At 69.2% G+C, this 20,465-nt stretch carries 22 protein-coding genes; 10 read left to right on the top strand and 12 right to left on the bottom strand.

Going from position 1 to position 20,465, the window contains the following annotated elements:
- Positions 1–295 precede the first annotated feature (295 nt).
- The 4 genes from EZ216_RS00570 to EZ216_RS00555 all read right to left on the bottom strand — a co-directional run bounded on the left by EZ216_RS00570 (position 296) and on the right by EZ216_RS00555 (position 2,404).
- Positions 296–718: a VOC family protein gene (locus EZ216_RS00570; RefSeq protein ID WP_135247629.1), complete on the bottom strand. Its 423-nt coding sequence runs from the start codon at positions 716–718 to the stop codon at positions 296–298.
- A 27-nt stretch (positions 719–745) separates the two neighbouring features.
- Entirely contained in the window at positions 746–1,171 is a 426-nt protein-coding gene (locus EZ216_RS00565) for a gamma-glutamylcyclotransferase family protein (RefSeq protein ID WP_135247628.1), read from the bottom strand.
- Positions 1,172–1,181: 10 nt separating this feature from the next.
- Positions 1,182–1,985: a phytanoyl-CoA dioxygenase family protein gene (locus tag EZ216_RS00560; protein WP_135247627.1), complete on the bottom strand. Its 804-nt coding sequence runs from the start codon at positions 1,983–1,985 to the stop codon at positions 1,182–1,184.
- A 137-nt stretch (positions 1,986–2,122) separates the two neighbouring features.
- Positions 2,123–2,404: a DUF2917 domain-containing protein gene (locus EZ216_RS00555; protein WP_167772787.1), complete on the bottom strand. Its 282-nt coding sequence runs from the start codon at positions 2,402–2,404 to the stop codon at positions 2,123–2,125.
- 79 nt (positions 2,405–2,483) lie between these two features.
- Between EZ216_RS00555 and EZ216_RS00550 the strand changes: the two genes are divergently transcribed.
- Positions 2,484–3,455 carry a LysR substrate-binding domain-containing protein gene (locus tag EZ216_RS00550; RefSeq protein WP_135247625.1) on the top strand — a complete coding sequence of 324 codons (972 nt, stop codon included), beginning with the start codon at positions 2,484–2,486 and terminating at the stop codon, positions 3,453–3,455.
- Complete coding sequence (locus EZ216_RS00545) at positions 3,455–3,856, top strand: SRPBCC family protein (protein WP_135247624.1); 402 nt, start codon at positions 3,455–3,457, stop codon at positions 3,854–3,856. The genes EZ216_RS00550 and EZ216_RS00545 overlap by 1 nt, the downstream gene beginning before the upstream one ends.
- Before the next feature lie 21 nt (positions 3,857–3,877).
- Here EZ216_RS00545 and EZ216_RS00540 read toward each other — a convergent pair whose 3' ends face one another.
- Together EZ216_RS00540 and EZ216_RS00535 are read right to left on the bottom strand one after the other, a co-directional pair.
- Positions 3,878–5,539: an L-lactate permease gene (locus tag EZ216_RS00540; RefSeq protein WP_135247623.1), complete on the bottom strand. Its 1,662-nt coding sequence runs from the start codon at positions 5,537–5,539 to the stop codon at positions 3,878–3,880.
- Between the two features lie 136 nt (positions 5,540–5,675).
- Positions 5,676–6,260, bottom strand: a complete 585-nt coding sequence (locus tag EZ216_RS00535; protein ID WP_135247622.1) for a TMEM175 family protein — start codon at positions 6,258–6,260, stop codon at positions 5,676–5,678.
- A gap of 254 nt (positions 6,261–6,514) precedes the next feature.
- Here EZ216_RS00535 and EZ216_RS00530 point away from each other — a divergent pair, with 254 nt between their 5' ends.
- The gene (locus EZ216_RS00530) at positions 6,515–7,147 is read left to right on the top strand and encodes an isochorismatase family protein (RefSeq protein WP_135247621.1); all 633 of its coding nucleotides are present in this window, start codon (positions 6,515–6,517) and stop codon (positions 7,145–7,147) included.
- Between the two features lie 179 nt (positions 7,148–7,326).
- Here EZ216_RS00530 and EZ216_RS00525 read toward each other — a convergent pair whose 3' ends face one another.
- From EZ216_RS00525 to EZ216_RS00510, 4 genes are read right to left on the bottom strand one after another with little or no spacing between them, the layout of a single operon-like run.
- A complete protein-coding gene (locus EZ216_RS00525; protein WP_135247620.1) occupies positions 7,327–7,560 on the bottom strand; it encodes a DUF1653 domain-containing protein in 234 nt (77 codons plus the stop codon).
- On the bottom strand, positions 7,560–8,219 hold the full coding sequence (locus EZ216_RS00520) for a dihydrofolate reductase family protein (protein ID WP_135247619.1): 660 nt from the start codon (positions 8,217–8,219) through the stop codon (positions 7,560–7,562). Before EZ216_RS00520 ends, EZ216_RS00525 begins: the two co-directional genes overlap by 1 nt.
- A 10-nt stretch (positions 8,220–8,229) precedes the next feature.
- Entirely contained in the window at positions 8,230–8,691 is a 462-nt protein-coding gene (locus tag EZ216_RS00515) for a GNAT family N-acetyltransferase (RefSeq protein WP_135247618.1), read from the bottom strand.
- Positions 8,688–9,221: an NADPH-dependent FMN reductase gene (locus EZ216_RS00510; protein WP_205959599.1), complete on the bottom strand. Its 534-nt coding sequence runs from the start codon at positions 9,219–9,221 to the stop codon at positions 8,688–8,690. Before EZ216_RS00510 ends, EZ216_RS00515 begins: the two co-directional genes overlap by 4 nt.
- 94 nt (positions 9,222–9,315) lie before the next feature.
- Between EZ216_RS00510 and EZ216_RS00505 the strand changes: the two genes are divergently transcribed.
- From EZ216_RS00505 to EZ216_RS00485, 5 genes are all read left to right on the top strand, one after another.
- Positions 9,316–10,329: an ABC transporter ATP-binding protein gene (locus EZ216_RS00505; RefSeq protein ID WP_135247617.1), complete on the top strand. Its 1,014-nt coding sequence runs from the start codon at positions 9,316–9,318 to the stop codon at positions 10,327–10,329.
- 33 nt (positions 10,330–10,362) lie between these two features.
- Entirely contained in the window at positions 10,363–11,658 is a 1,296-nt protein-coding gene (locus tag EZ216_RS00500) for an ABC transporter substrate-binding protein (RefSeq protein WP_135247616.1), read from the top strand.
- Between the two features lie 107 nt (positions 11,659–11,765).
- On the top strand, positions 11,766–12,659 hold the full coding sequence (locus tag EZ216_RS00495) for a carbohydrate ABC transporter permease (protein ID WP_135249074.1): 894 nt from the start codon (positions 11,766–11,768) through the stop codon (positions 12,657–12,659).
- Positions 12,656–13,486: a carbohydrate ABC transporter permease gene (locus EZ216_RS00490; protein ID WP_135247615.1), complete on the top strand. Its 831-nt coding sequence runs from the start codon at positions 12,656–12,658 to the stop codon at positions 13,484–13,486. The genes EZ216_RS00495 and EZ216_RS00490 overlap by 4 nt, the downstream gene beginning before the upstream one ends.
- 4 nt (positions 13,487–13,490) lie before the next feature.
- Complete coding sequence (locus EZ216_RS00485; protein ID WP_135247614.1) at positions 13,491–14,333, top strand: endonuclease/exonuclease/phosphatase family protein; 843 nt, start codon at positions 13,491–13,493, stop codon at positions 14,331–14,333.
- Here EZ216_RS00485 and EZ216_RS00480 read toward each other — a convergent pair.
- Both EZ216_RS00480 and EZ216_RS00475 read right to left on the bottom strand, forming a co-directional pair.
- Complete coding sequence (locus tag EZ216_RS00480) at positions 14,326–14,913, bottom strand: sugar O-acetyltransferase (RefSeq protein ID WP_135247613.1); 588 nt, start codon at positions 14,911–14,913, stop codon at positions 14,326–14,328. The genes EZ216_RS00485 and EZ216_RS00480 overlap by 8 nt on opposite strands.
- A 25-nt stretch (positions 14,914–14,938) precedes the next feature.
- The gene (locus tag EZ216_RS00475) at positions 14,939–15,844 is read right to left on the bottom strand and encodes a LysR substrate-binding domain-containing protein (RefSeq protein ID WP_135247612.1); all 906 of its coding nucleotides are present in this window, start codon (positions 15,842–15,844) and stop codon (positions 14,939–14,941) included.
- Positions 15,845–15,927: 83 nt separating this feature from the next.
- On the opposite strand from EZ216_RS00475, the gene EZ216_RS00470 reads away from it, so the two are divergent.
- Together EZ216_RS00470 and EZ216_RS00465 are read left to right on the top strand one after the other, a co-directional pair.
- A complete protein-coding gene (locus EZ216_RS00470) occupies positions 15,928–16,671 on the top strand; it encodes a sulfite exporter TauE/SafE family protein (protein WP_239024239.1) in 744 nt (247 codons plus the stop codon).
- Between the two features lie 93 nt (positions 16,672–16,764).
- On the top strand, positions 16,765–20,463 hold the full coding sequence (locus EZ216_RS00465; RefSeq protein WP_135247610.1) for an ATP-binding protein: 3,699 nt from the start codon (positions 16,765–16,767) through the stop codon (positions 20,461–20,463).
- Positions 20,464–20,465: the final 2 nt, after the last annotated feature.

Here is a 20,465-nt window from a genome sequence, read left to right as displayed (position 1 = left end):
GAACAGCGGGCCGAAGCTCATCGCGATACCCGATTCAAGTACGTCGATGGCAAGCGTGCCGCGCCTGCCCCGTCCGCGCTGTAGGCGGCGGGCGCATGCGAAGCCCAGCTGCTATCAGACCAGGGCGTCTGGCTGCTTCTGCCGCCCAGACGACGCGGGTCATCTTGATCCCCCGCAGGTAGAACCTGATGGTGATCTCGTCGCCGATGAACCTTCAATCTCATCGGGCTTCTCCCCAGGTCAGAGCGCCGCGAGAGCATGGCGCAGGACGCCGCGCGCGCCGCGCAACGAAGGTTCAGTCGTCCGGCAGCATCTGCGGGTTCCAGGCCACTTCCCACAGGTGTCCGTCGGGGTCGGCGAAGTAGCCGGCGTAGCCGCCGTAGAAGGTGTCCTGTGCCTTCTTCACGATGCTGGCGCCGGCGCGCCCGGCCTGCGCCATGACTTCGTCGACCTCGCCGCGCGTACGGACGTTGTGCGCCAGCGCGACCTCGGTGGCGCTGCGCGGTCCCACGGGTTGCGTCACGTCGTGCGCCAGGCTCGCGCGCGGCCACAGCGCCAGCTTCAGCCCGCCCGCCAGTTCGAAGAACGCCACGGCGCCGTGCTCGAACTCGGTGCCGACGATGCCGGGCGTCTGCAGCCCAAGCCCATCGCGGTAGAACGAAAGCGCGCGCTCGAGGTCGTCGACGCCGAGCGTGATGAGGGAGATGCGTGGCTTCATGCGGGCTCCTGGTGGCCGTGCGCGGGTTCAGCTGCGGGGGCGGTACAGCGCGGCGTGCTCGAGCGAGTATTCCGCCAGCGGCCCCACGCGGATGTCGGACGGCGTCAACTGTCCGGCAGGCTTGAGGTACACGTGGGCCTGCCGCCGGCCCGGCGGTTCACCGCCTTCGAAGTCCAGCAGCACGCGGCGGTAGCCGTCCGGCTCGCTCACGCGCTCCAGCCGGTCCATCGCCGCCAGCGTTTCGTCATCGACGCGGAACAGCTGCCCGTTGACCGGATGCCCCTGCCCGGGCAGATCGACCATCCAGGGCGAATGCCGCTCCCCCACCAGGTAAAGCGGGTAAGGCGTGCAGGTGCGGAAGATGCCCGGCACGCGCACGCCGCGGTTGGTGGCGTGGTTGGGGAAGTCTTCCTTCAGCGTGCCGAAGACGAAGACGAGGTGCGATGCAGCCATGTCCATGCGATCAGCGGCGATGGCCGGTGACGAAGTCGTTCCTGCCGCTGCGGTCCACGCCCTTCAGCAGCCACAGCGGCCGCTGCGCGAAGTTGACCGACACGCCGGTCTTGCCGTCCACCGGCCGCAGCGAACGGTCGAAGTGCGAGGTGGCCGGCATGTAGCGCAACGCGACGCCGGTGCGGCGGCGGCTGGACGTGTTGGCGCGGGCGCCATGGATCATGAACACGTCGTGCAGCGACATCTCGCCGGGGTCCAGTTCGATGTCCACCGCGTCGTCCTCGTCGAAGGTGCCGGGTGCCAGCCGCTGCTGCAGCGTGAGGTCCTGGCGGTCTTCGTGCAGGTGGTCGTGCAGTTGCCGCCCGGTGTGCGAGCGAGGGATGACGCGAAGGCAGCCGTTGTCCTTCTTCGAATCCTCCAGCGCCACCCACACCGTGCAGGTGGCCAGCGGCCGGATGGGCCAGTAGTGGCCGTCCTGGTGCCAGGGCGTCTCGAAGCCTTCCACCGGCGGCTTGCAGAACACGTGGCAGCCCCACAGGATGACGTCGTCGCCGATCACGCCGGAGACCAGATCCACGATCTCGGGGTCGCGCGCCAGTTCGAGAAACGCCGCGCTGCCGCGGACGCCTTCGCCGTTGTCGCCCTCCACGTGCGCCGACACCAGCTTCTCGGGCCGCACGCCGGGGTTGCGCCGGATCAGCTCGTCCAGCGCCTGCTTCATCGCGGCCGTGCGATCCGCCGGCAGGCGCCAGCGCGGCTTCACCCAGCCGTGTTCGTTGTAGTGGGCGACCTCATCGGCGGTGAGTCGGGCCATCGTCGTCTCCTGCTGTACGGGCATGAGCCTAACCGAATGGTCCGGAATGCGGACAGCGGTACGCGCCTGTCTGCAGGCCGTGCGGCGCGCCATGCGCCACCCGCCGCGCTTCCCCGGAATGTCGGGCCGTGAATAACTCAAGCCGGCACGACTTCAAATCCCCGCCGCGCGACAACCGTCGACGGCTCCTGCACAGCCCTGACCTCCAGCACCGCATCGTCAAAGGCATACGCGATCACCCGCCCGGGCGCTTCGATCAGCACGCGCTCACCACGCTCCAGCACCAGGTCGCGCGGATCGCCGTCCAGCGTCAGCCACAGCGTGCCGCCGGCGCTCGCCACGTCCAGTGGCCTTTCGGGCGGCAGGTCCACCAGGGTCTTGCGCATCATCGCGAACCGTCCGGATTGGTTGATCTTCATGGGGCACCTCGCATGCAATATGCGAATCACTATACTGAGCGCGTATGGCAATCTCCAATGGTGATTGAGCATGCCAAGCATGCATACAACGAATGCGAAAACGCCGGCACCCGCACCGCCGGAGCCCCGTTCGCGCCAGCTGCGGCTGGACCTGCTGCACACGTTCGAAACGGCGGCGCGGCACCTGAGCTTCACCAACGCGGGCGCGGAACTGGCGCTGTCGCAACCCGCGGTCACGCGGCAGATCCAGCAACTGGAGGCTTCTCTCGGCGTCGCACTGTTCGAAAGGCGCCACCGCTCGCTCGCCCTCACCGACGCCGGCCGCGTGATGCAACGCGCGGTGGACGACAGCCTGGAGCGGCTGCGTGACGCCGCCGCCCGCGTGCGCGCCACCGCCGGCACGCGCCAGATCGCCATCACCTGCACCCCGGGCTTCGCGTCGTTCTGGCTGATCCCGCGGCTGGCGCGCTTCACGGCCACGCACCCGGATGTGGATGTGCGCATCTCGGCCACGCTGAACATCGTGGACCTGGAGCGCGGACAGGTCGACCTGGCGGTGCGCTTCGTGCCCATGGCCGAAGGCGTGGGACCGCAGCTGTTCGCCGAAGCGGTGCAGCCCATGTGCGCGCCTTCACTGCTGAAGGACGCGCGGCGGCCGCTGAAGGTGCCGGAAGACCTGGCGCGGCACACGCTGCTGACGGTGGACATGAAGGACGCGCCGCCCACCGTCGAGTGGGAGCCCTGGCTGGACCTGATGGGCCTGGACGACGTGCGCATGGCCCACACCATGCGGTTCACGCAGTACAGCGAAGCGGTGGCCGCGGCCGTGGCCGGCCACGGCGTGGTCATTGGCCGGCTGCCGCTGCTGGCCGACCTGGTGCGCCAGCGCAAGCTGGTGGCGCCCTTCCGCACACCCGCCTCGTCGCAGCGCGGCTACTTCCTCACGCTGGGGCCCGCCGGTGCGCGCAACCCCGACGCCCAGGCTTTCATCGAATGGCTGCAGTCCGAAGCTGTGGCCGGTCCCGCCACCCCCACGACAAGGAGACCTTGATGGCCACGCTGAGACAGGACTTCACCGTCACCGCCGCCCCCGCGCAAGCCTGGGCCGCGGTGGCCGACTTCACCGCGCTGCACGAGAAGCTGGTGCCCGGCTTCGTCACCGCGTGCACGGCCGAGGAAAGCGGCAACGTGCGGTTCATCACCTTCGCCAACGGCATGCAGGTGCGCGAGCGCCTGGTCACGCGCGACGACGCGATGCGCCGGCTGGTCTACAAGACCGAGGGCGGCCGCGCCAGCCACTACAACGCCGCGGTGGAAGTGCACGAGATGGCCGGCGGCGGCAGCCGCCTGGTGTGGACGGTGGACCTGCTGCCCGACGAGCTGGCCGGGCCCGTTGGCCAGATGATGGGCGCGGGGGTTCAGGCGATGAAGAAGGCTCTGGGGAGCGGCTGAGCCGCCCCGTGCGCGCATGAGTCAGGGAATGACGAGGCCGGTGAAGGGCGGCACATACGCCTGCAACGTCACCAGGATGCCCACCAGGGCGGCCAGCGCCAGCGAGTGGAAGAACACGTATCGCAGGATTTCGCCTTCCTTGTTGACCCATCCCGTCGCGGTGGAGGCCACCACGATGGACTGCGCGTCGATCATCTTCCCCATCACGCCGCCGGAACTGTTGGCCGCGCCCATCAGGTTCATTGGCAGGCCCAGCTGCCCCGCGGCCACCTTCTGCATGCCGCCGAAAAGGACGTTGGAGGCCGTGTCGGACCCGGTCAGCGCAACGCCGAGCCAGCCCATCAGCGTTCCGAAGAACGGGTAGAGCGGACCGGTCGCCGCGAACGCCAGGCCCAGCGTGGTGTCCAGCCCCGAATAGCGCGTGACGGTGCCCAGCGCCAGCATCAGCGCGATCGTCATGAGCGAGTAGCGCACCTTCCAGAAGGTCGCCCCGTACACCCTGACGAGTTGCAGCGGGTTGTAGCGTGCCGCCAAGCCGCCCACGACGGCGGCCAGCAGGATGGCCGTGCCGGTGGCGGACAGCAGCGTGAAGGCGTACACGGCGCCTTCCTTGGTGTTCTTCGGAACCACCGGCGGCACCCGCTCGATCAGGTTGTGCAGCCCGCCGATCGGGTAGTTGGGCGCGAACAGGCCGTTGAGCGCGTTCTTGATCACGGGCAGGCCCCAGAGGAACACGAACACGGCCAGAAGCACCCAGGGCATCCAGGCGCGCAGCACGTCGCCGCGCGGATGCTGCTTGCGCGCCGCCGCGGCGGACGCCTGGCCGGCGCTGGCTTCGTGCCCGCGCGGCACCACGGACGTCCAGATCCGGGCGGGCTTCCACACCCGCAGGAACAGCGAGAGGCAAAGCATGGACACCGCCGCCGCGATCACGTCGACCAGTTCGGGGCCGAAGTAGTTGGACACCAGGAACTGCGGGATGGCGAAGCTGAGGCCGGTGACCAGGATGGCGGGCCAGACCTGGAGCATGCCGCGGAAGCCCGCGAAGGCCCAGATCAGCCAGAACGGGACCAGCAGCGAAAAGAACGGCAACTGGCGGCCGACCATCGCGGAAATCGCGTTGACGTCGTAGCCGTGCACTTTGGCCAGCGTGATGATCGGAGTACCCAGGGCCCCGTAGGCGACGGGCGCCGTGTTCGCGATCAGCGAGAGGCCCGAAGCCGCCAGCGGCGAAAACCCGAGGCCGATCAGCATGGCGGCTGTCACGGCCACAGGCGTGCCGAAGCCGGCCGCGCCTTCGAAGAAGGCCCCGAACGAAAAGGCGATCAGCAGCAGTTGCAGGCGGCGGTCCTCCGTCACGCCCGCGATGGAATCCTGCAGCACCGTGAAGGAACCGTTCCGTTCCGTGAGCTGGTGCAGGAAGATGATGTTGAGCACGATCCAGCCGATCGGCAGCAACCCGGTGAGTCCACCCAGCCAGGCCGCCTTACCGGCCATCTCGGCGGGCATGCCGAAAGCCACCACCGCGATCACGAGCGCCGCCACGAGGCCCGCCAGTGCCGCGATATGCGCCTTCATGTGCAGGAACCCAAGCCCCACCAGCATCACAACGACCGGGATGGCCGCCAGCAATGTGGAGAGCACCATGCTGCCCATCGGGTCGTACACCTGTTGCCATGTCATGGACGTCTCCTGTCTTCGGTTGAATGGCGACCAGCATGAAGTCGCGAGTCTGAAGGCGCGCTGACCAGACGCGCGGTCGCACGCCAGCCTCGGGTAAGCCCTGAGTCGGTACTGCAACGCTTGGCACCGCCTTGCGTCACGTTCCCTTCCTGTCGACCACCCGCTCGATGCGCCGATCCGGAACCAGCCAGGCCAGTGCGACGGCCACATAGATCGCCTGCGCAAGCCATTGCACCAGGAACGAAGCCGCGATGCCCGCCACATACGCGATCACCGACAGCTTCCCTTTCCAGTCCTGGCCCAGAGCCAGCCCGAGACGCGAGTCCGGTCCTTCGACACGCAGCATGACGCGCTCGAGGATGTAGTAGCTGATGGCGGCCATCGTGAGGATGAAACCGTACGCGGCGGACGGAAGGGGCGCGAAGTGGTTCTCGCCCATCCACGCCGTGCCGAAAGGCAGCAGCGTCAGCCAGAACAGCAGGTTCAGGTTGGCCCAGAGAACGCCTCCCGTCACGCGCGTTGCCGTGTGAAGCAGGTGATGGTGATTGCTCCAGTAGATTCCCACGTAGACGAAGCTGAGAACGTAGCTCAGCAGCTTCGGCAGGAGCGGCAGCAGCGGGGCAACGCCTTCGCCATGCGGAGGTCGCAGCTCGAGGACCATGATCGTCAGTGCGATCGCCAGCACCCCGTCGCTGAATGCTTCGAGCCGGCTCTTGTTCATGGCGATGCGCGACTCGATGCACGACTCAGTGCCGGTGCGAGCGCGAACGTCGGAATCCCGTGGCGGACAAGGGATCCTTGGCTGGATCAAGGGGGATCGTCGCGTCGGCCATGTCAGTCTCCTTGGGGTCCGAACGATTCTCACACCTGTTCGTTCTCATCAGTACCGCCGCCGGGGTGCGGCCGCACACAGGAGCCGGCGCGCGGCGCATACTTCCGGCGCCGCGAATCGTCGCCAACTGTCGAGGAGCTTGCATGGCCAGCGAACCACGCCGGGACCCTGTCCAGGACTCGTTACTCACCCCCGAGAACTCGGCATTCCTTCTCATCGATTACCAGCCGGTGCAGGTGAACTCCATCGCTTCGATGGAGAGGCAGCGGCTGGTGAGCAACATCGCGCGTGCCACGCGCGCGGCCATTGCGTACGGGCTGCCGGTGGTGCACTCCACCGTGAACGTGCAAAGCGGGCGCAACAAGCCCACGATCGCGGTCCTGCGCCACATGCTCGACGGTTTCCCGGCCTACGACCGGACCTCCATCAACGCCTGGGAAGATCGCGAGTTCCGCGCGGCCGTCGAAGCCACCGGACGGCGAAAGTTGATCATCGCCGCGCTGTGGACGGAAGCGTGCCTCACCTTCCCGGCGCTCGACGCCCTCCGCGAGAACTTCGAGGTGTACGCGCTGGCTGACGCGGTGGGCGGCACGTCCGTCGCAGCGCACGAACTGGCGCTGCGCCGCATCGAGCAGGCCGGCGCGAAGATGCTGAGCGTGACCCAGTTGTACTGCGAACTTCAGCGGGACTGGCAGCGGCCTGAGACGCTGCCTGCGTTCCTGCCGCTCTTCGTCGACATGACCGGAAGCGCCGGTGTCGCTGCGGCCGAGGAGTAGCGGCCATGGAGGTCACATGATCACTTTGCGCGAAGCCGAAGATCGAGGCCTCGCCGACCACGGCTGACTCAAGTCATCCCACGGCTTCGCGTTCACCGACTGCTGTCGATACGCAGCGGATAGTGCAGGCGACGGTGCAGCAGTGCTCCGTGCAACTCAGCCAGGTGTCGATCTGCGCACTACGCCAGCAACTGAAATCGCGGCCGCCGCGCGCCGTCGATCTCCACGTCTTCGAAGAACATGCCGTACGGCCTGACCCACAGCCCGCTGTCGTTGTACAGCGGCCGGTACAGCACCAGCGGTTCCAGCGTCTCGCTGTGGCGCGCGGCGCCCACCACTTCGTACTCACCACCCTTGTAGTGGCGATACCGGCCCAACGGCGGCTGCGGCAGCGGCGGCAGGTCGTCCGCCATCACGTGCCCTCGCGCGCGATCACCACGTGCGTGGCCTTCTCCGACGCCGCGCTGCTCACGCAGCGGTAGCCCAGCTTCCGCAGGTCCAGGCCCTGGAACAGGTTCTCGCCCGCGCCCAGCAGCACCGGCGACACGGCCAGGTGCATCTCGTCGATGAGCTTCTCCTGCAGGTACTGGCGGATGGTGTGCACGCCGCCGCCGATGCGCACGTCCTGGCCGCCCGCGGCTTCGCGCGCACGTTGCAGCGCTTCGTGGATGCCGCCGGTGACGAAATGAAAGACGGTGCCGCCCTTCATCGCCAGCGGCTCGCGCGCATGGTGCGTCAGCACGAACACAGGCACGTGGTACGGCGGCTCCTCGCCCCACCAGCCTTTCCAGCTGTCGTCGGGCCACGGCCCGCGCACGGGGCCGAACATGTTGCGGCCCAGGATCCAGGCGCCGACGTTGCGAAAGCCCCGCTGCGCGAAGTCCTCGTCCAGGCCGTCGCTGCCGCTGCCATCCTGCTTGCCCAGCACCATGTGCTGGAAAGTGCGCGTGCCGAAGAACCAGCCGTGCAGGTCCGGGCCATGCACGCCCAGCGGGTTCTGCAGGCTCTGGTCGACGCCGGCGCCGAAGCCGTCGAGGGAGATGGAATAGCTGGCGACGCGAACGCGGGTCATGGGACTCTCCTCAAAGGGGATCGCGGGAATAGACGATGAAGCCCAGGTGCCTGGCCACCTTGTCGTACAGCGCGCGGCCGGCTTCGTTGGTGGTTTGCGTGTGCCAGTACAGGCGCTGCGCGCCGCCCTGCCTGGCCTGCGCGGCCACGCCTTCGATCAGCGCGCGGCCCACGCCCTTGCCGCGCAGCTCAGGCGCGGTGAACAGGTCCTGCAGGTAGCACACGGGTTCGATTTTCGTCGTGCTGCGATGGAAGAGGTAATGGGCGAGGCCCGACACGCGGCCGTCCACTTCCGCCACCAGGGCGAACACCGGCTCGATGGGGTTGAAGAAGCGCTCCCAGGTCGCTTCGGTGATGCGCGGGTCGAGCGCGGTTTCGCCGGCGCGGCCGTAGAAGGCGTTGTAGCCGTCCCAGAGCCGCTGCCAGGGTTGGCGGTCTTCGCGGCGCAGGGGACGGATCAGGACTTGGCTCATGGTTCGGGCGGTTGGAAGGAAGCGATGGCCTGCAAGGCAGCATCGATCATCGCCGACAACCGCGGGTCGGCGCAGATTCCCTCGACGTCCCAGTCGCCCGCCGTCACCGGGATGCGCACGCACGCGCCCGGCACCAGCGGCGCCGCCATGGTCGCCAGCGTTTCGCGCAGCGCGGCATCCGCATGCTCCGCGCGGTGCGAAGGGTTGAACACCGCCACCGGCTTGCCGGCGAAGGGGACGTAGCCCACCAGCCAGTCGAGCGCGTTCTTGATCGTGCCGGTGACGCCATGCGCGTATTCGGGGCTGGCGATGAGCAATGCGTCGCTGTCCGACACCGCCTGCCAGAACCGGCGCACGGCGGCGGGCGCGTCGTCTTCGAGGTCCGGGTTGAACAGCGGCAGGTCGCCCAGGCCTTCGAAAATGTCGACGGCCACGCGGTCGCCCGCCAGCTGCCGCGTGGCTTGCAGCAGCGCGCGGGACCGCGACTGCCGCCGCAGGCTGCCGCACAGCGCGAGGATCTTCAGGGTCATGGCGCGCAGCCTAGCGCAGGGACGGACCGGCGCCAGCCGCCATTCGGGTCATTCCGCGTATGGATCGTCACGGCCCGTTCCTATACTGGTCCGCATGGCATCCATCCAGCTCGCGGGCGTCGGCAAGCACTGGGGGGACACGACGGCGCTGGAGGGCATCACGCTGGACATCGCGTCCGGCAGCTTCTGCGTGCTGCTCGGTCCTTCCGGCTGCGGCAAGTCCACCACCCTGCGCATCATCGCCGGCCTCGAGACGGCCAGCACGGGCACCGTCTCCATCGGCGGCCGCGACGTCACGAACCTGCCACCTTCGCAGCGCAACATCGCGATGGTGTTCCAGAACTACGCGCTGTTCCCGCACCTTTCCGTGGCCGGCAACATCACCTTCGGCCTCTCCGTGCGCAAGGTGGACAAGGAAGAAGCGGCGAAGCGCCTCAAGGAAGCCGCAGAACTCCTTGGCCTGTCACGCCTTCTTGAACGCAAACCCTCGCAGCTTTCCGGCGGCCAGCAGCAGCGCGTAGCGCTGGGCCGCGCGCTGGTGGCGCAGGCGCAGGTCTGCCTGATGGACGAACCGCTGTCCAACCTGGACGCGCAGCTGCGCCAGGAGATGCGCGCCGAACTGCGGCAGCTGCAGCAGCGCCTGGGCCTCACCGTCGTCTACGTCACGCACGACCAGGCCGAAGCCATGAGCATGGCCGACCAGGTGGTGCTGCTGAACAAGGGCCGCATCGAGCAGGCCGCCACGCCGCGCGAGATGTACGCGCGGCCCGCCACCACGTTCGCCGCCGCCTTCATCGGCACGCCGGCCATGAACCTGCTGCGCGTGCAAGCGCAGCGCATCGCCGGCAGCGAAGTGCCCGCCGGGCGCGAAGCGCACTGGCTGGGCGTGCGGCCCGAGGACGTGACGCTGGGCGGCGCGGTGCCGGGCATCGTGCGCAGCGTGGAATACCTGGGCGCCGACCTCATCGCGCACTGCGCCGTCGGCAGCGAAACGCTGACCGTTCGCACCGCCGGCCAGGCCGACCTGGCCGCGGGCTCCGAAGTGCGGCTGCAATGGCCGGCCGCACGCGCCCACCATTTCGATTCGCAGGGCCGGCGCCTGGCCTGAGCGCCCCATGAGATCACCACGAGGAGAAGCACCATGCAACGCAAGACCTTCCATCGGCTGGCCCTGGCCGCCACCGCCGCCGCGGCCCTGGGCTGGGGCAATGCCGCGCTCGCGCAAGGCACCACCGAGATCACCTTCTTCTACCCGGTGGCCGTCGGCGGCCCCATCACGAAGACCATGGACGGCCTGGCCGCCGACTTCATGAAGGCCAACCCGGGCATCAAGGTGACGCCGGTGTACTCGGGCACCTACCAGGAAACCATCGTCAAGATGCTCACCGCGCACAAGGCGGGCACGCCGCCGACGGTGGCGGTGCTGCTGTCCACCGACATGTTCACGCTGATCGACGAAGACGCCATCGTGCCCATCGACGGCTTCGTCAAGACCGCCGACGACAAGGCCTGGCTGAACGGCTTCTACAAGGCCTTCATGATGAACAGCCAGACCGGCGGCAAGACCTGGGGCGTGCCGTTCCAGCGCTCCACCGTGGTCATGTTCTACAACAAGGACCTGTTCAAGGAAGCCGGCCTGGACCCCAACCGCCCGCCGGAGAACTGGGCCGACCTGAAGACCGCCGCCACCAAGCTGACGAAGAAGGACGCGAGCGGCAAGGTCACGCAGTGGGGCGTGCAGATCCCGTCCAGCGGCTTCCCGTACTGGCTGTTCCAGACGCTCACCACCACCAACGACGCCATCCTGGCCAACGACGCCGGCACGCAGGTGAAGTTCGACGATCCCAAGGTCGTCGAGGCGCTGCAGTACTGGGTGGACCTGGGCAAGGCCGGCGTGCACCCGCCGGGCGTCGTGGAATGGGGCACCACGCCCAAGGACTTCTTCGAGAAGAAGGTGGCCATGATGTTCACCACCACCGGCAACCTCACCAACGTGAAGAACAACGCCAAGTTCGACTTCGGCGTGGCCATGATCCCGGGCAACAAGCGCAAGGGCTCGCCCACCGGCGGCGGCAACTTCTTCATCAGCAAGAAGGCCTCGCCCGCGCAGCAGGAAGCCGCGTTCAAGTTCGCCAAGTGGATGACCCAGCCCGAGCGCGCCGCCGAATGGAGCATCGACACGGGCTACGTCGCCGTGTCGCCCGCCGCCTACGGCACCGACGCGCTGCGCAAGTACGGCCGCGACTTTCCCGCCGCGCTGGTGGCGCGCGACCAGCTGGCCAACTCGGTGGCCGAGTTCTCCACGCACGACAACCAGCGCGTGACCAAGGCGCTGAACGACGGCCTGCAGGCCGCACTCACGGGCACCAAGACGCCGGCGCAGGCGATGCAGGATTCGCAGCGCGAAGCCGACCGCCTGCTGCGCTCGTACAAGTGACGGGACCGAGCGCCAGCGAGGCCCGTCATCCTCGCGAAGGCGGGGATCCAGCGGGTTCCAGCGCCAGCGAGGCCCGTCATCCCCGCGCAGGCGGGGATCCAGGTGGAATCGGCCGGGCCGCCCCGGCGGCCGCAGGTTTCGGTGCCGTGCAGGCCTGGCTGCTGCTGCTGCCGGCACTGGTGCTGCTGCTGGCCTTCACGCACGGGCCCGCGGTCGCCACGCTCATCGACAGCTTCCGCTCCACGCCCAAGGGCTCGCGCCCGCCGGTGTGGGTGGGGCTGGAGAACTACCAGGCGATGGTGGAAGACCCGGTCTTCTGGAAGGCCGTCACCAACAACCTCTGGTTCGCGGGCGCCACCATCCCGCTGTCCATCGGCCTGGCCCTGCTGATGGCGCTGTGGGTCAACGAGCGCATCGCCGGCCGCGCGCTGGTGCGCATGGCTTACTTCACGCCCACCGTGCTGCCGATGATCGCGGTGGCCAACATCTGGCTGTTCTTCTACACGCCGCAATACGGCCTGCTGGAGCAGCTGACCGGCGCGCTGGGCCTGCCTTCGCACAACTGGCTGGGCAACCAGTCCACCGCGCTGGCCTGCGTGACGGTGGTGGCGGTGTGGAAGGAAGCCGGTTTCTTCATGATCTTCTACCTGGCCGCGCTGCAGACGCTGAATCCCAGCCTGCGCGAAGCCGCTGCCATCGAAGGCGCGTCGCGCTGGTACTTCTTCCGCCGCGTGCAGTGGCCGCTGCTGATGCCCACCACGCTGTTCGTGCTGGTCAACGCGGTGATCAACGGCTTCCGCATGGTGGATCACATCTTCATCCTCACGCGCGGCGGGCCGGATAACGCGTCCACGCTGCTGCTCTACCACCTGTACGAAGTGGGCTTCAAGTTCTGGGACACGGCCTACGCCGCCGCCATCACGGTGGTGCTGGTGCTGGTGCTCGCCACGGTGGCGCTGTTCCAGTTCTTCGTGCTGGACAAGCGGGTGCACTACCGATGAAGAGCGAGCAACACCTGGCCTGGAACGAGCCCGGCCGGCTGGACACCGCCGCGGCGTGGCTGCTGGCCCTGCTGTGGATCCTGCCGCTGGCCTACGCGGTATGGACGGCTTTCCACCCCACCGAGTACGCCACGCGCTTCGCCCTGGCGGCGCCGCTGACGCTGGACAACTTCCGCCGCGCCTGGGAAGCCGCGCCCTTCGCGCGCTACTTCCTCAACACGGCGCTGCTGGTGGCCATGATCCTGGCCGCCCAGCTGGTGCTGGCCACGCTGGCCGCGTACGCCTTCGCGCGGTTCACCTTCCCCGGCCGCGGCCTGGCCTTCTCGCTGGTGCTGGTGCAGCTGATGATCACGCCCGACCTGCTGCTGGTGGAGAACTACCGCACCATGTCGCAGCTGGGCACGGTGGACACGCTGCTGGCCATCGGCCTGCCCTACTTCGCCAGCGCCTTCGCCATCTTCCTGCTGCGCCAGACCTTCATGGGCATCCCCAAGGAACTGGACGAGGCGGCGCGTGTGGAAGGCGCCGGCCCGCTGCAGGTGCTGTGGCGCGTGTACGTGCCGCTGGCCAAACCCGTCTACACGGCGTTCGCGCTGGTGTCGGTGAGCTTCCACTGGAACAACTTCCTGTGGCCGCTCATCGTCACCAACAGCGTCAACGCGCGCCCGCTCACCGTCGGGCTGCAGGTGTTCTCGTCGGTGGACCAGGGCGTCGACTGGTCGGTGATCACCGCCGCCACGCTGATGACGGCCGCGCCGCTGCTGGTGGCTTTCCTTCTCTTCCAGCGCCAGTTCGTGCAGAGTTTCATGCGAGCCGGCATCAAGTAAGCCCATGAAGATCGTCACCTGGAACACGCAGTGGTGCTGCGGCCTCGACGGCAAGGTCAGCCCGCAGCGCATCGTCGACACAGCCAGACGCCTGGCCGACTTCGACGTGATCTGCCTGCAGGAGATCGCGTTCAACTACCCGCGCCTGACCAACGGCGTGGCGGCCGACCAGGCCGGAGAGCTGTCGGAGCTGCTGCCCGACTATCTCCTCTTCTTCGGTGCGGCGGTGAACGAGTTCGACGAAGCCGGCCGGCCCAGCCGGTTCGGCAACGTCGTCGCCACGCGGCTGCCGGTCAAGCAGGTGCAGCACCACTCGCTGCCCTACCCCGCCGACCACAACGTGCGCAGCATGCCGCGCATGTGCACCGTGGTCACCGTGCAGGACCCGCAGCTGGGCCCCGTTCGCGTGATGACCACGCACCTGGAGTACTACTCGAAGCTGCAGCGCATGGCGCAGGCGCGCGCGGTGCGCGAACTGCACGCCGAATACGGCGCGCAGGCCGCCGCGCCGCCGGAACCCAGCGACGACGGTTCGCCGTTCCGCACCCGCGTGCACACGCCGCACGCGGTGCTGTGCGGCGACTTCAACCTGGAACCCACCGAGCCGGAATACGCGCACCTCACCGCGCCGGGTGAAGCGCAATGGTGGGACAGCTGGCGGCTGCTGAACGGGGACGCGAAGCATGAGCCGACCTTCCGGCTCTACGACCGGACTTACGGGCCCGATCCGGTGGCATGCGATTTCGTGTTCGTCAGCGAGTCGCTGAAGGATCGGGTGCGGCGGCTGGTCGTCGATGCGAAGACGCAGGATTCCGATCACCAGCCGGTGTTCGTCGAACTCACCTGAATTTTCTCCGCCCTCCCCCGGAGGGGGAGGGAACAAGAGAGCGGATCACGCGGCAAGGATTCCCCGCCGCGAACACGTCCGCCGGCACGTCGCGCGTCACCACGCTCCCCGCTCCGATCACCGCGCGGTCGCCGATGGTCACGCCGGGCAGCACGATCGCCCCGCCGCCGATCCACACGTCTTCGCCGATGTCCACTGGCGCCCCGTACTCCGTGCCTCTTCGCTCCACCGCGTCCAGCGGATGCAGCGGCGTGTAGACCTGCACCGCAGGCCCGATGAGCGTGCGCGCGCCGATGCGCACGCGGCATACGTCCAGCACCACGCAGTTGAAATTGAAGTACGCGCCCTCGCCCAGCTCGATCTGCGTGCCGTAGTCGCAGAAGAACGGCGAAGTCACGATCGCGGCCCCGCCGCCCGCGCCGAACAGTTCGCGCTGCACCCCGGCGCGGCTGGCGTCGCCCAGCGGCAGCGCGTTCAGCCGCGCGCAGAGCGACTGCGCCCGGGCACGCGCGGCCACCAGCTCGGGATCCATGGCGAGGTACGGCTCGCCCGCCAGCATCTTCTCGCGCTCGGAGGTCATCGGGCCATTCTGGGCCGCGCCGGTTTCAGCGCGCGTCAGCCGCCAGCGCGTCCCAGCGTGACCGGACAGCTTCGGCGAGATGGCGGCCCGCGGGCGTCTCCGCCGCCATGCCGCGGCACAGCAGCAGACGGCGCTGCGCCCACGCTTCCTCCAGCGGCCGGACGGCCAGACCTTCCCTCGCACCCGGCGGCAGCAACGCCGCCGGCAACACGGTGAGGCCCACTCCACGCGCCACCAGCTCCAGCACGCCGCGCACCGAAGGGATCGCCGCGCGGTAGCGGATGGCCGATCCCGCGCGGAAGGCATGCATCGCCAGGTGCGTGTGCAGCGCGGCGGGCTCGCTCCAGCCCACCCAGTCCTGCTCGAGCAGCCGCCGGAACGACACCGCGGATTCATGGGCGAGCCGGTGCGACGCCGCGACCACCAGCACCAGCGGGTCGTCGCCGAGCGGCTGCGCCACCAGGCCTTCCGTGTCCACCGCATCGCTGACGATGCCCAGGTGCGCGGCGCCCAGCCGCAGCGCCTGCGCGGTCACCTCGCTCGCGCTTTCGCGCACGACCACGCGCGCGCCGGGATGGGAGGCCAGCGCTTCGGCGAGCAGGCCCGCCAGCGGCCGCGCCAGCGCGGAGCTGTTGCCCAGCAGCACCGTGGTGTCCGGATCGGCGACCGCCGCGGGCGCCAGCTCGCGCCGCAGCTGGTCCACCTGCTGCAGCACGATGCGCGCGTGCCGCGCCAGCGTCTCGCCGGCCGGCGTGGCGGCCACGCCGCGCGCATGGCGGCGCAGCAGCGGCAGTTGCGCGTCGTCTTCCAGCGCGCGGATGCGCGCGCTGACCGCGGCCAACGTGAGGTGCGCGCGCGACGCGGCCCCGGTCATGCTGCCGCTTTCGTAGGCGTGCAGGAAGACACGCAAGTCGGTCAGGTCGAAGCGCATCGCCGGATCATAGGCAGCGCGGCCATGGCAGCCTCAAGCAAAGATTGATGGTGCGTCCGGCGGCGCGTCCGCACACTCCGGGCGTGATCCATCCCGCCCTGCCCGACTTCTTCGCGATCGCCATGGTGTTCGTGCTCGCGGGCGCGGTGAAGGGCGTGCTGGGACTGGGCCTGCCCACGGTGGCGATCGGCCTGCTCGGGCTGTTCATGCCGGTGGCGCCGGCCGCCGCGCTGCTGACGGTGCCATCGCTGGTCACCAACGTGTGGCAGGCGGCCGCGGGCCCGCAGTTCGCGGCGCTGTCGCGGCGGCTGTGGGGCATGCTGCTGGGCACGCTCGCGGGCGTGGCGGTGGTGGCCGTCTTCTTCTCCGGCGCCGCGACAGCCTGGGGGCGGCAATTGCTGGGCGTGTGCCTGCTGGTGTACGGCGGCATCGGGCTCGCGGGCTGGCGGCCGCGGCCCTTGCCGGGGCGGCTGCAAGGCCCGATCGGTGTTGCGGCCGGTTTCGCCAGCGGCGTGCTCACCGGTTTCAGCGGCGTGTTCGTGCTGCCCGCCGTGCCTTACCTGCAATCGCTGTCGTTGGACAAGCGCGGGCTGTCGCAGGCGATGGGCCTTTGTTTCACCACGTCAACGGTCGCGCTGGCCGCCGCGCTGGCCTGGCAAGGGCACCTGGACCTGCGGGCTTCGACGGGTTCGCTGGTGATGGTGGCGCCCGCACTGGCGGGCATGTGGCTGGGCCAGGCCTTGCGCGACGCGATGTCGGAAGCGGCTTTCCGCCGCACGTTGTTCGCGGGGCTGGCGCTGCTGGGCGGCTGGATGCTCGCGCGCTGAAGAGCTTCGCTGTAGGACGGCACCCATAGTTGAGCGACGGCGCTCATCCGGGACGCATACTCGCCCCCTGCGCCGCGGCGGCGCGAGAAAACGATGGGCGAGCGTACCGAATCCAACCGCGCCGGCGGAGACACCGGCTTCCTGTCCGGCGGCGGCGCACTCGCCGAACTCATCCGCTCCCACGATTGGTCGGCCACCCCCCTGGGGCCAGTGGCGCGGTGGCCGCAAAGCCTGAAGACCACCGTCAGCCTGATGCTCAACTCCCAGCAGCCCATGTGGCTGGGCTGGGGACCGCAAGCCACCTTCCTCTACAACGACGCCTACATCTCGGTGCTCAGCCTGGCCAAGCACCCGTGGGCGCTGGGACGCCCCGCGTCGGTGGTCTGGGCCGAGATCTGGGACGTGTGCGGCCCGCTGGCCGACAAGGTGTTCGGCCACGGCCAGGCCAGCTTCCAGGACGACGTGCGCCTGTTCATGCGGCGCGAGGGCTGCACCGAGGAAGTCTTCTATTCGTTCTCGTACAGCCCGGTGCGCGACGAGAGCGGCGGCGTCGGCGGCCTGTTCTGCCCGAGCACCGACACCACGGGCAAGGTGCTGGGCGCGCGCCGGCTGGGCACGCTGTCGCAGCTGGCCGCGCAGGCGCTGGTGCAGGGAACGGTCGCACAGGCCTGCGCCACGGCGATGGACATCGTCGCCATGAACCCCGACGACCTGCCGTTCGCCCTGCTGTACCTGGCCGATGCGGATGGCAGGCTGCGTTTGCAGGCCTGGTGCAACGTCCAGGCGCCGCGTGAAGCCATCGAGCCGCCGCGGCTGTGGGACGCGGAGCATGTGTTCGCCACCCACGTCCCCACCACGGTGCCGGTGCCCCCAGGCATCCCGGGGCTGCCCATCGGGCTGGCCGAGCAGCCGGTGAAGTGCGTGCGAGTGCTGCCTGTCTCGCGCGCCGCGGACGAGCAGCCGTTCGGTGTGCTGGTGGCCGCGGCCAGCCCCGCGCGGCCGCTGGACCGGGAATACCTCTCGTTCTTCGACCTTGTCGCCAGCCAGCTGGCCAGTACGGTGCAGAACGCGCGGGCGGTGGAAGAGACCCGCGACCGCGCCGAGACGCTGGCGCAACTGGACCGCGCCAAGACGGTCTTCTTCTCCAACGTCAGCCACGAGCTGCGCACGCCGCTGACACTGATGCTGGGTCCCCTGCAGGACCTGGCGGACGAAGGATCGCTCAAGGGCGAAGCGGGCCAGGCCCTGTCGCTCGCGCTGCGCAACGGCCGCCGCCTGCACCGGCTGGTGAACACGCTGCTGGACTTCTCGCGCATCGAGGCCGGCCGCGTGAGCGCGACGTTCGTGCCGGTGGACCTGGCGGCGCTAACGGCCGAACTGGCCAGCAGCTTCCGCTCCGCCGTCGAGAAGGCCGGCATGTGGCTGGACATCGACTGTCATCCCACGGCCACGCCGACCTACGTGGACGCGGAGATGTGGGAGAAGATCGTCCTGAACCTCGTGTCCAACGCGTTCAAGTACACGCTGCGCGGCGGCATCCACGTCGGCCTGCGCGAGGAAAGCGGGCAGGCCGTGCTGGCCGTGCAGGACACCGGCCACGGCATCCCCGAAAAGGAACTGCCGCGCCTGTTCGAGCGCTTCCACCGCGTGGAAGGCACGCAGGGCCGCACGCACGAAGGCACCGGCATCGGCCTGGCGCTGGTGCACGAGCTGGTGAAGCTGCACGGCGGCGCGATCCAGGTGCGCAGCCGGCTGGGCGAAGGCACGACGTTCGAAGTGCGGTTGCCCACCGGCAAGGCCCACCTGCCGCCCGGCAAGGTGCGCGACGAGCCGCACCGCGGCATTTCGGCCGGCGGCGGCGCGTTCGTCGAGGAAGCCCTGGGCTGGATCCCGGGCGAGGAATCGGCCGCCACGCTGCCCGGCACTTCCGCGGAACGCAGCGGCGCGCGCGTGCTGCTGGCCGACGACAACGGCGACATGCGCGAGTACATCGCGCGCCTGCTGCGGGCGGAGGGCCATGAAGTGCGTGCCGTGCCCGACGGCGAAGTGGCACTGGCGGAACTGCGGCGCGAACCCGCCGACCTGGTGCTGACCGACGTGATGATGCCGCGGCTGGACGGCTTCGGCCTGCTGAAGGGCGTGCGCGAGGACGCGGCGCTGTCCACCACGCCGGTGATCATGCTGTCGGCGCGCGCCGGCGAGGAAGCGCGCGTGGAAGGCCTGCAGGCCGGCGCCGACGATTACCTGGTGAAGCCCTTTTCCGCGCGCGAACTGGTCGCGCGCGTGGGCAGCACGCTGGCGGCGTCGCGCATCCGGCGCGAGGCGCTGGCCAACGAGCGCCACCTGCGCCAGGAGATCACCGGCATCCTGGAGAGCATCGGCGAAGGCTTCCTCGCGATGGACCGCGACTGGCGCTTCACCTACGTCAACGCCGAGGCCGAGCGCATCAACGGCATCCGCCGCGAGGACGTGCTGGGCCGCAACCACTGGGACGTCTACGCGGCGGCGCGCGGCACGCTGGTGGAGGAAAAGTACAACCGGGTGATGGAACGCCGCGAGCCGGAGCACTTCCAGTACTTCTACGAGCCGTGGCAGCGCTGGATCGAGATCAATGCGTACCCGCTGGCCGATGGCGGCATCGCGCTGTACTTCCGCGACATCACCGAGCGCAAGCGCATCGAGAAGATCGCGCAGGAAGCCGAGCGGCGCAAGGACGAGTTCATCGCCACGCTGGCGCACGAGCTGCGCAACCCGCTGGCGCCCATCCGCACCGGCCTGCAGGTGATGCAGCGCGCGCCGGGCAGCGACGCCGCCGCGCGCATGCGCGAGGTGATGGAACGGCAGGTGAACCACATGGTGCGACTGATCGACGACCTGATGGACGTGGCCCGCATCTCGCGCGGCAAGCTGGAACTGCGCAAGGAACGCGTGACGCTGGCCGACATCGTGAAGACCGCGGTGGAAACCTGCAAGCCGCTGCTGGACACCGCGAAGCACGAGCTGTTCACCTCGCTGCCGCACGAGACCGTGTGGCTGGACGCCGACCCCACGCGGCTGGCGCAGGCGGTGGCGAACCTGCTGAACAACGCGGCCAAGTACACGCCCGAAGGCGGCCGCATCACGCTGACGGCGCGGCGCACCGACGGGCACGCCACCATCCAGGTGGCCGACACCGGCGCGGGCATCACGCCGCAGCTGATCCCCTTCCTGTTCGAGATGTTCATGCAGGGCGAGAACAGCCGCGGCCGGGCGCAGGGCGGGCTGGGTATCGGCCTGACGATGGTGAAGCAGCTGGTGCAGCTGCACGGCGGCGACGTCTCGGCGGCCAGCCCCGGCACCGGCCAGGGCAGCACCTTCACGATCACGCTGCCCGTGGCGGCCCAGCGCGGCGACACCACCGCGCACGACACGCTGGACGGGCAGCCCGCCGCCGGGCGCAAGCTGCAGGTGCTGGTGGCCGACGACAACAAGGACGCGGCGGACACGCTGTCGATGCTGCTGCAGCTGATGGGGCACAGCTGCATCGCGGTGCATGACGGCCCGGCGGCCATCGAGGCTTTCCAGCGCGTGCAACCCGACGTCGTGATGCTGGACATCGGCATGCCTAACATGGACGGCTACGAAGTGGCGCGCCGGCTGCGGCAGCTCAAACAGACGCGCCGCCCGCGCCTGCTGGCCCTCACCGGGTGGGGCGCGGCGGCCGACCGTGCGCGCTCGCGCGAGGCCGGGTTCGACCAGCACCTGACCAAGCCGGTGGACTTCGCCACCCTGCAGTCGGCGCTGGAGTCCTGATC

Source organism: Ramlibacter humi, from assembly GCF_004681975.1.
Taxonomy (GTDB): Bacteria; Pseudomonadota; Gammaproteobacteria; order Burkholderiales; family Burkholderiaceae_C; genus Ramlibacter; species Ramlibacter humi.
This window is presented reverse-complemented; position numbering and strand designations above follow the sequence as displayed.

Coding starts and splice junctions, on each gene's coding strand:
- EZ216_RS00570 (WP_135247629.1), bottom strand. CDS start 718: ATGAAGCCACGCATCTCCCTCATCACGCTCGGCGTCGACGACCTCGAG.
- EZ216_RS00565 (WP_135247628.1), bottom strand. CDS start 1,171: ATGGCTGCATCGCACCTCGTCTTCGTCTTCGGCACGCTGAAGGAAGAC.
- EZ216_RS00560 (WP_135247627.1), bottom strand. CDS start 1,985: ATGGCCCGACTCACCGCCGATGAGGTCGCCCACTACAACGAACACGGC.
- EZ216_RS00555 (WP_167772787.1), bottom strand. CDS start 2,404: ATGAAGATCAACCAATCCGGACGGTTCGCGATGATGCGCAAGACCCTG.
- EZ216_RS00550 (WP_135247625.1), top strand. CDS start 2,484: ATGCATACAACGAATGCGAAAACGCCGGCACCCGCACCGCCGGAGCCC.
- EZ216_RS00545 (WP_135247624.1), top strand. CDS start 3,455: ATGGCCACGCTGAGACAGGACTTCACCGTCACCGCCGCCCCCGCGCAA.
- EZ216_RS00540 (WP_135247623.1), bottom strand. CDS start 5,539: ATGACATGGCAACAGGTGTACGACCCGATGGGCAGCATGGTGCTCTCC.
- EZ216_RS00535 (WP_135247622.1), bottom strand. CDS start 6,260: ATGAACAAGAGCCGGCTCGAAGCATTCAGCGACGGGGTGCTGGCGATC.
- EZ216_RS00530 (WP_135247621.1), top strand. CDS start 6,515: ATGGCCAGCGAACCACGCCGGGACCCTGTCCAGGACTCGTTACTCACC.
- EZ216_RS00525 (WP_135247620.1), bottom strand. CDS start 7,560: ATGGCGGACGACCTGCCGCCGCTGCCGCAGCCGCCGTTGGGCCGGTAT.
- EZ216_RS00520 (WP_135247619.1), bottom strand. CDS start 8,219: ATGACCCGCGTTCGCGTCGCCAGCTATTCCATCTCCCTCGACGGCTTC.
- EZ216_RS00515 (WP_135247618.1), bottom strand. CDS start 8,691: ATGAGCCAAGTCCTGATCCGTCCCCTGCGCCGCGAAGACCGCCAACCC.
- EZ216_RS00510 (WP_205959599.1), bottom strand. CDS start 9,221: ATGACCCTGAAGATCCTCGCGCTGTGCGGCAGCCTGCGGCGGCAGTCG.
- EZ216_RS00505 (WP_135247617.1), top strand. CDS start 9,316: ATGGCATCCATCCAGCTCGCGGGCGTCGGCAAGCACTGGGGGGACACG.
- EZ216_RS00500 (WP_135247616.1), top strand. CDS start 10,363: ATGCAACGCAAGACCTTCCATCGGCTGGCCCTGGCCGCCACCGCCGCC.
- EZ216_RS00490 (WP_135247615.1), top strand. CDS start 12,656: ATGAAGAGCGAGCAACACCTGGCCTGGAACGAGCCCGGCCGGCTGGAC.
- EZ216_RS00485 (WP_135247614.1), top strand. CDS start 13,491: ATGAAGATCGTCACCTGGAACACGCAGTGGTGCTGCGGCCTCGACGGC.
- EZ216_RS00480 (WP_135247613.1), bottom strand. CDS start 14,913: ATGACCTCCGAGCGCGAGAAGATGCTGGCGGGCGAGCCGTACCTCGCC.
- EZ216_RS00475 (WP_135247612.1), bottom strand. CDS start 15,844: ATGCGCTTCGACCTGACCGACTTGCGTGTCTTCCTGCACGCCTACGAA.
- EZ216_RS00465 (WP_135247610.1), top strand. CDS start 16,765: ATGGGCGAGCGTACCGAATCCAACCGCGCCGGCGGAGACACCGGCTTC.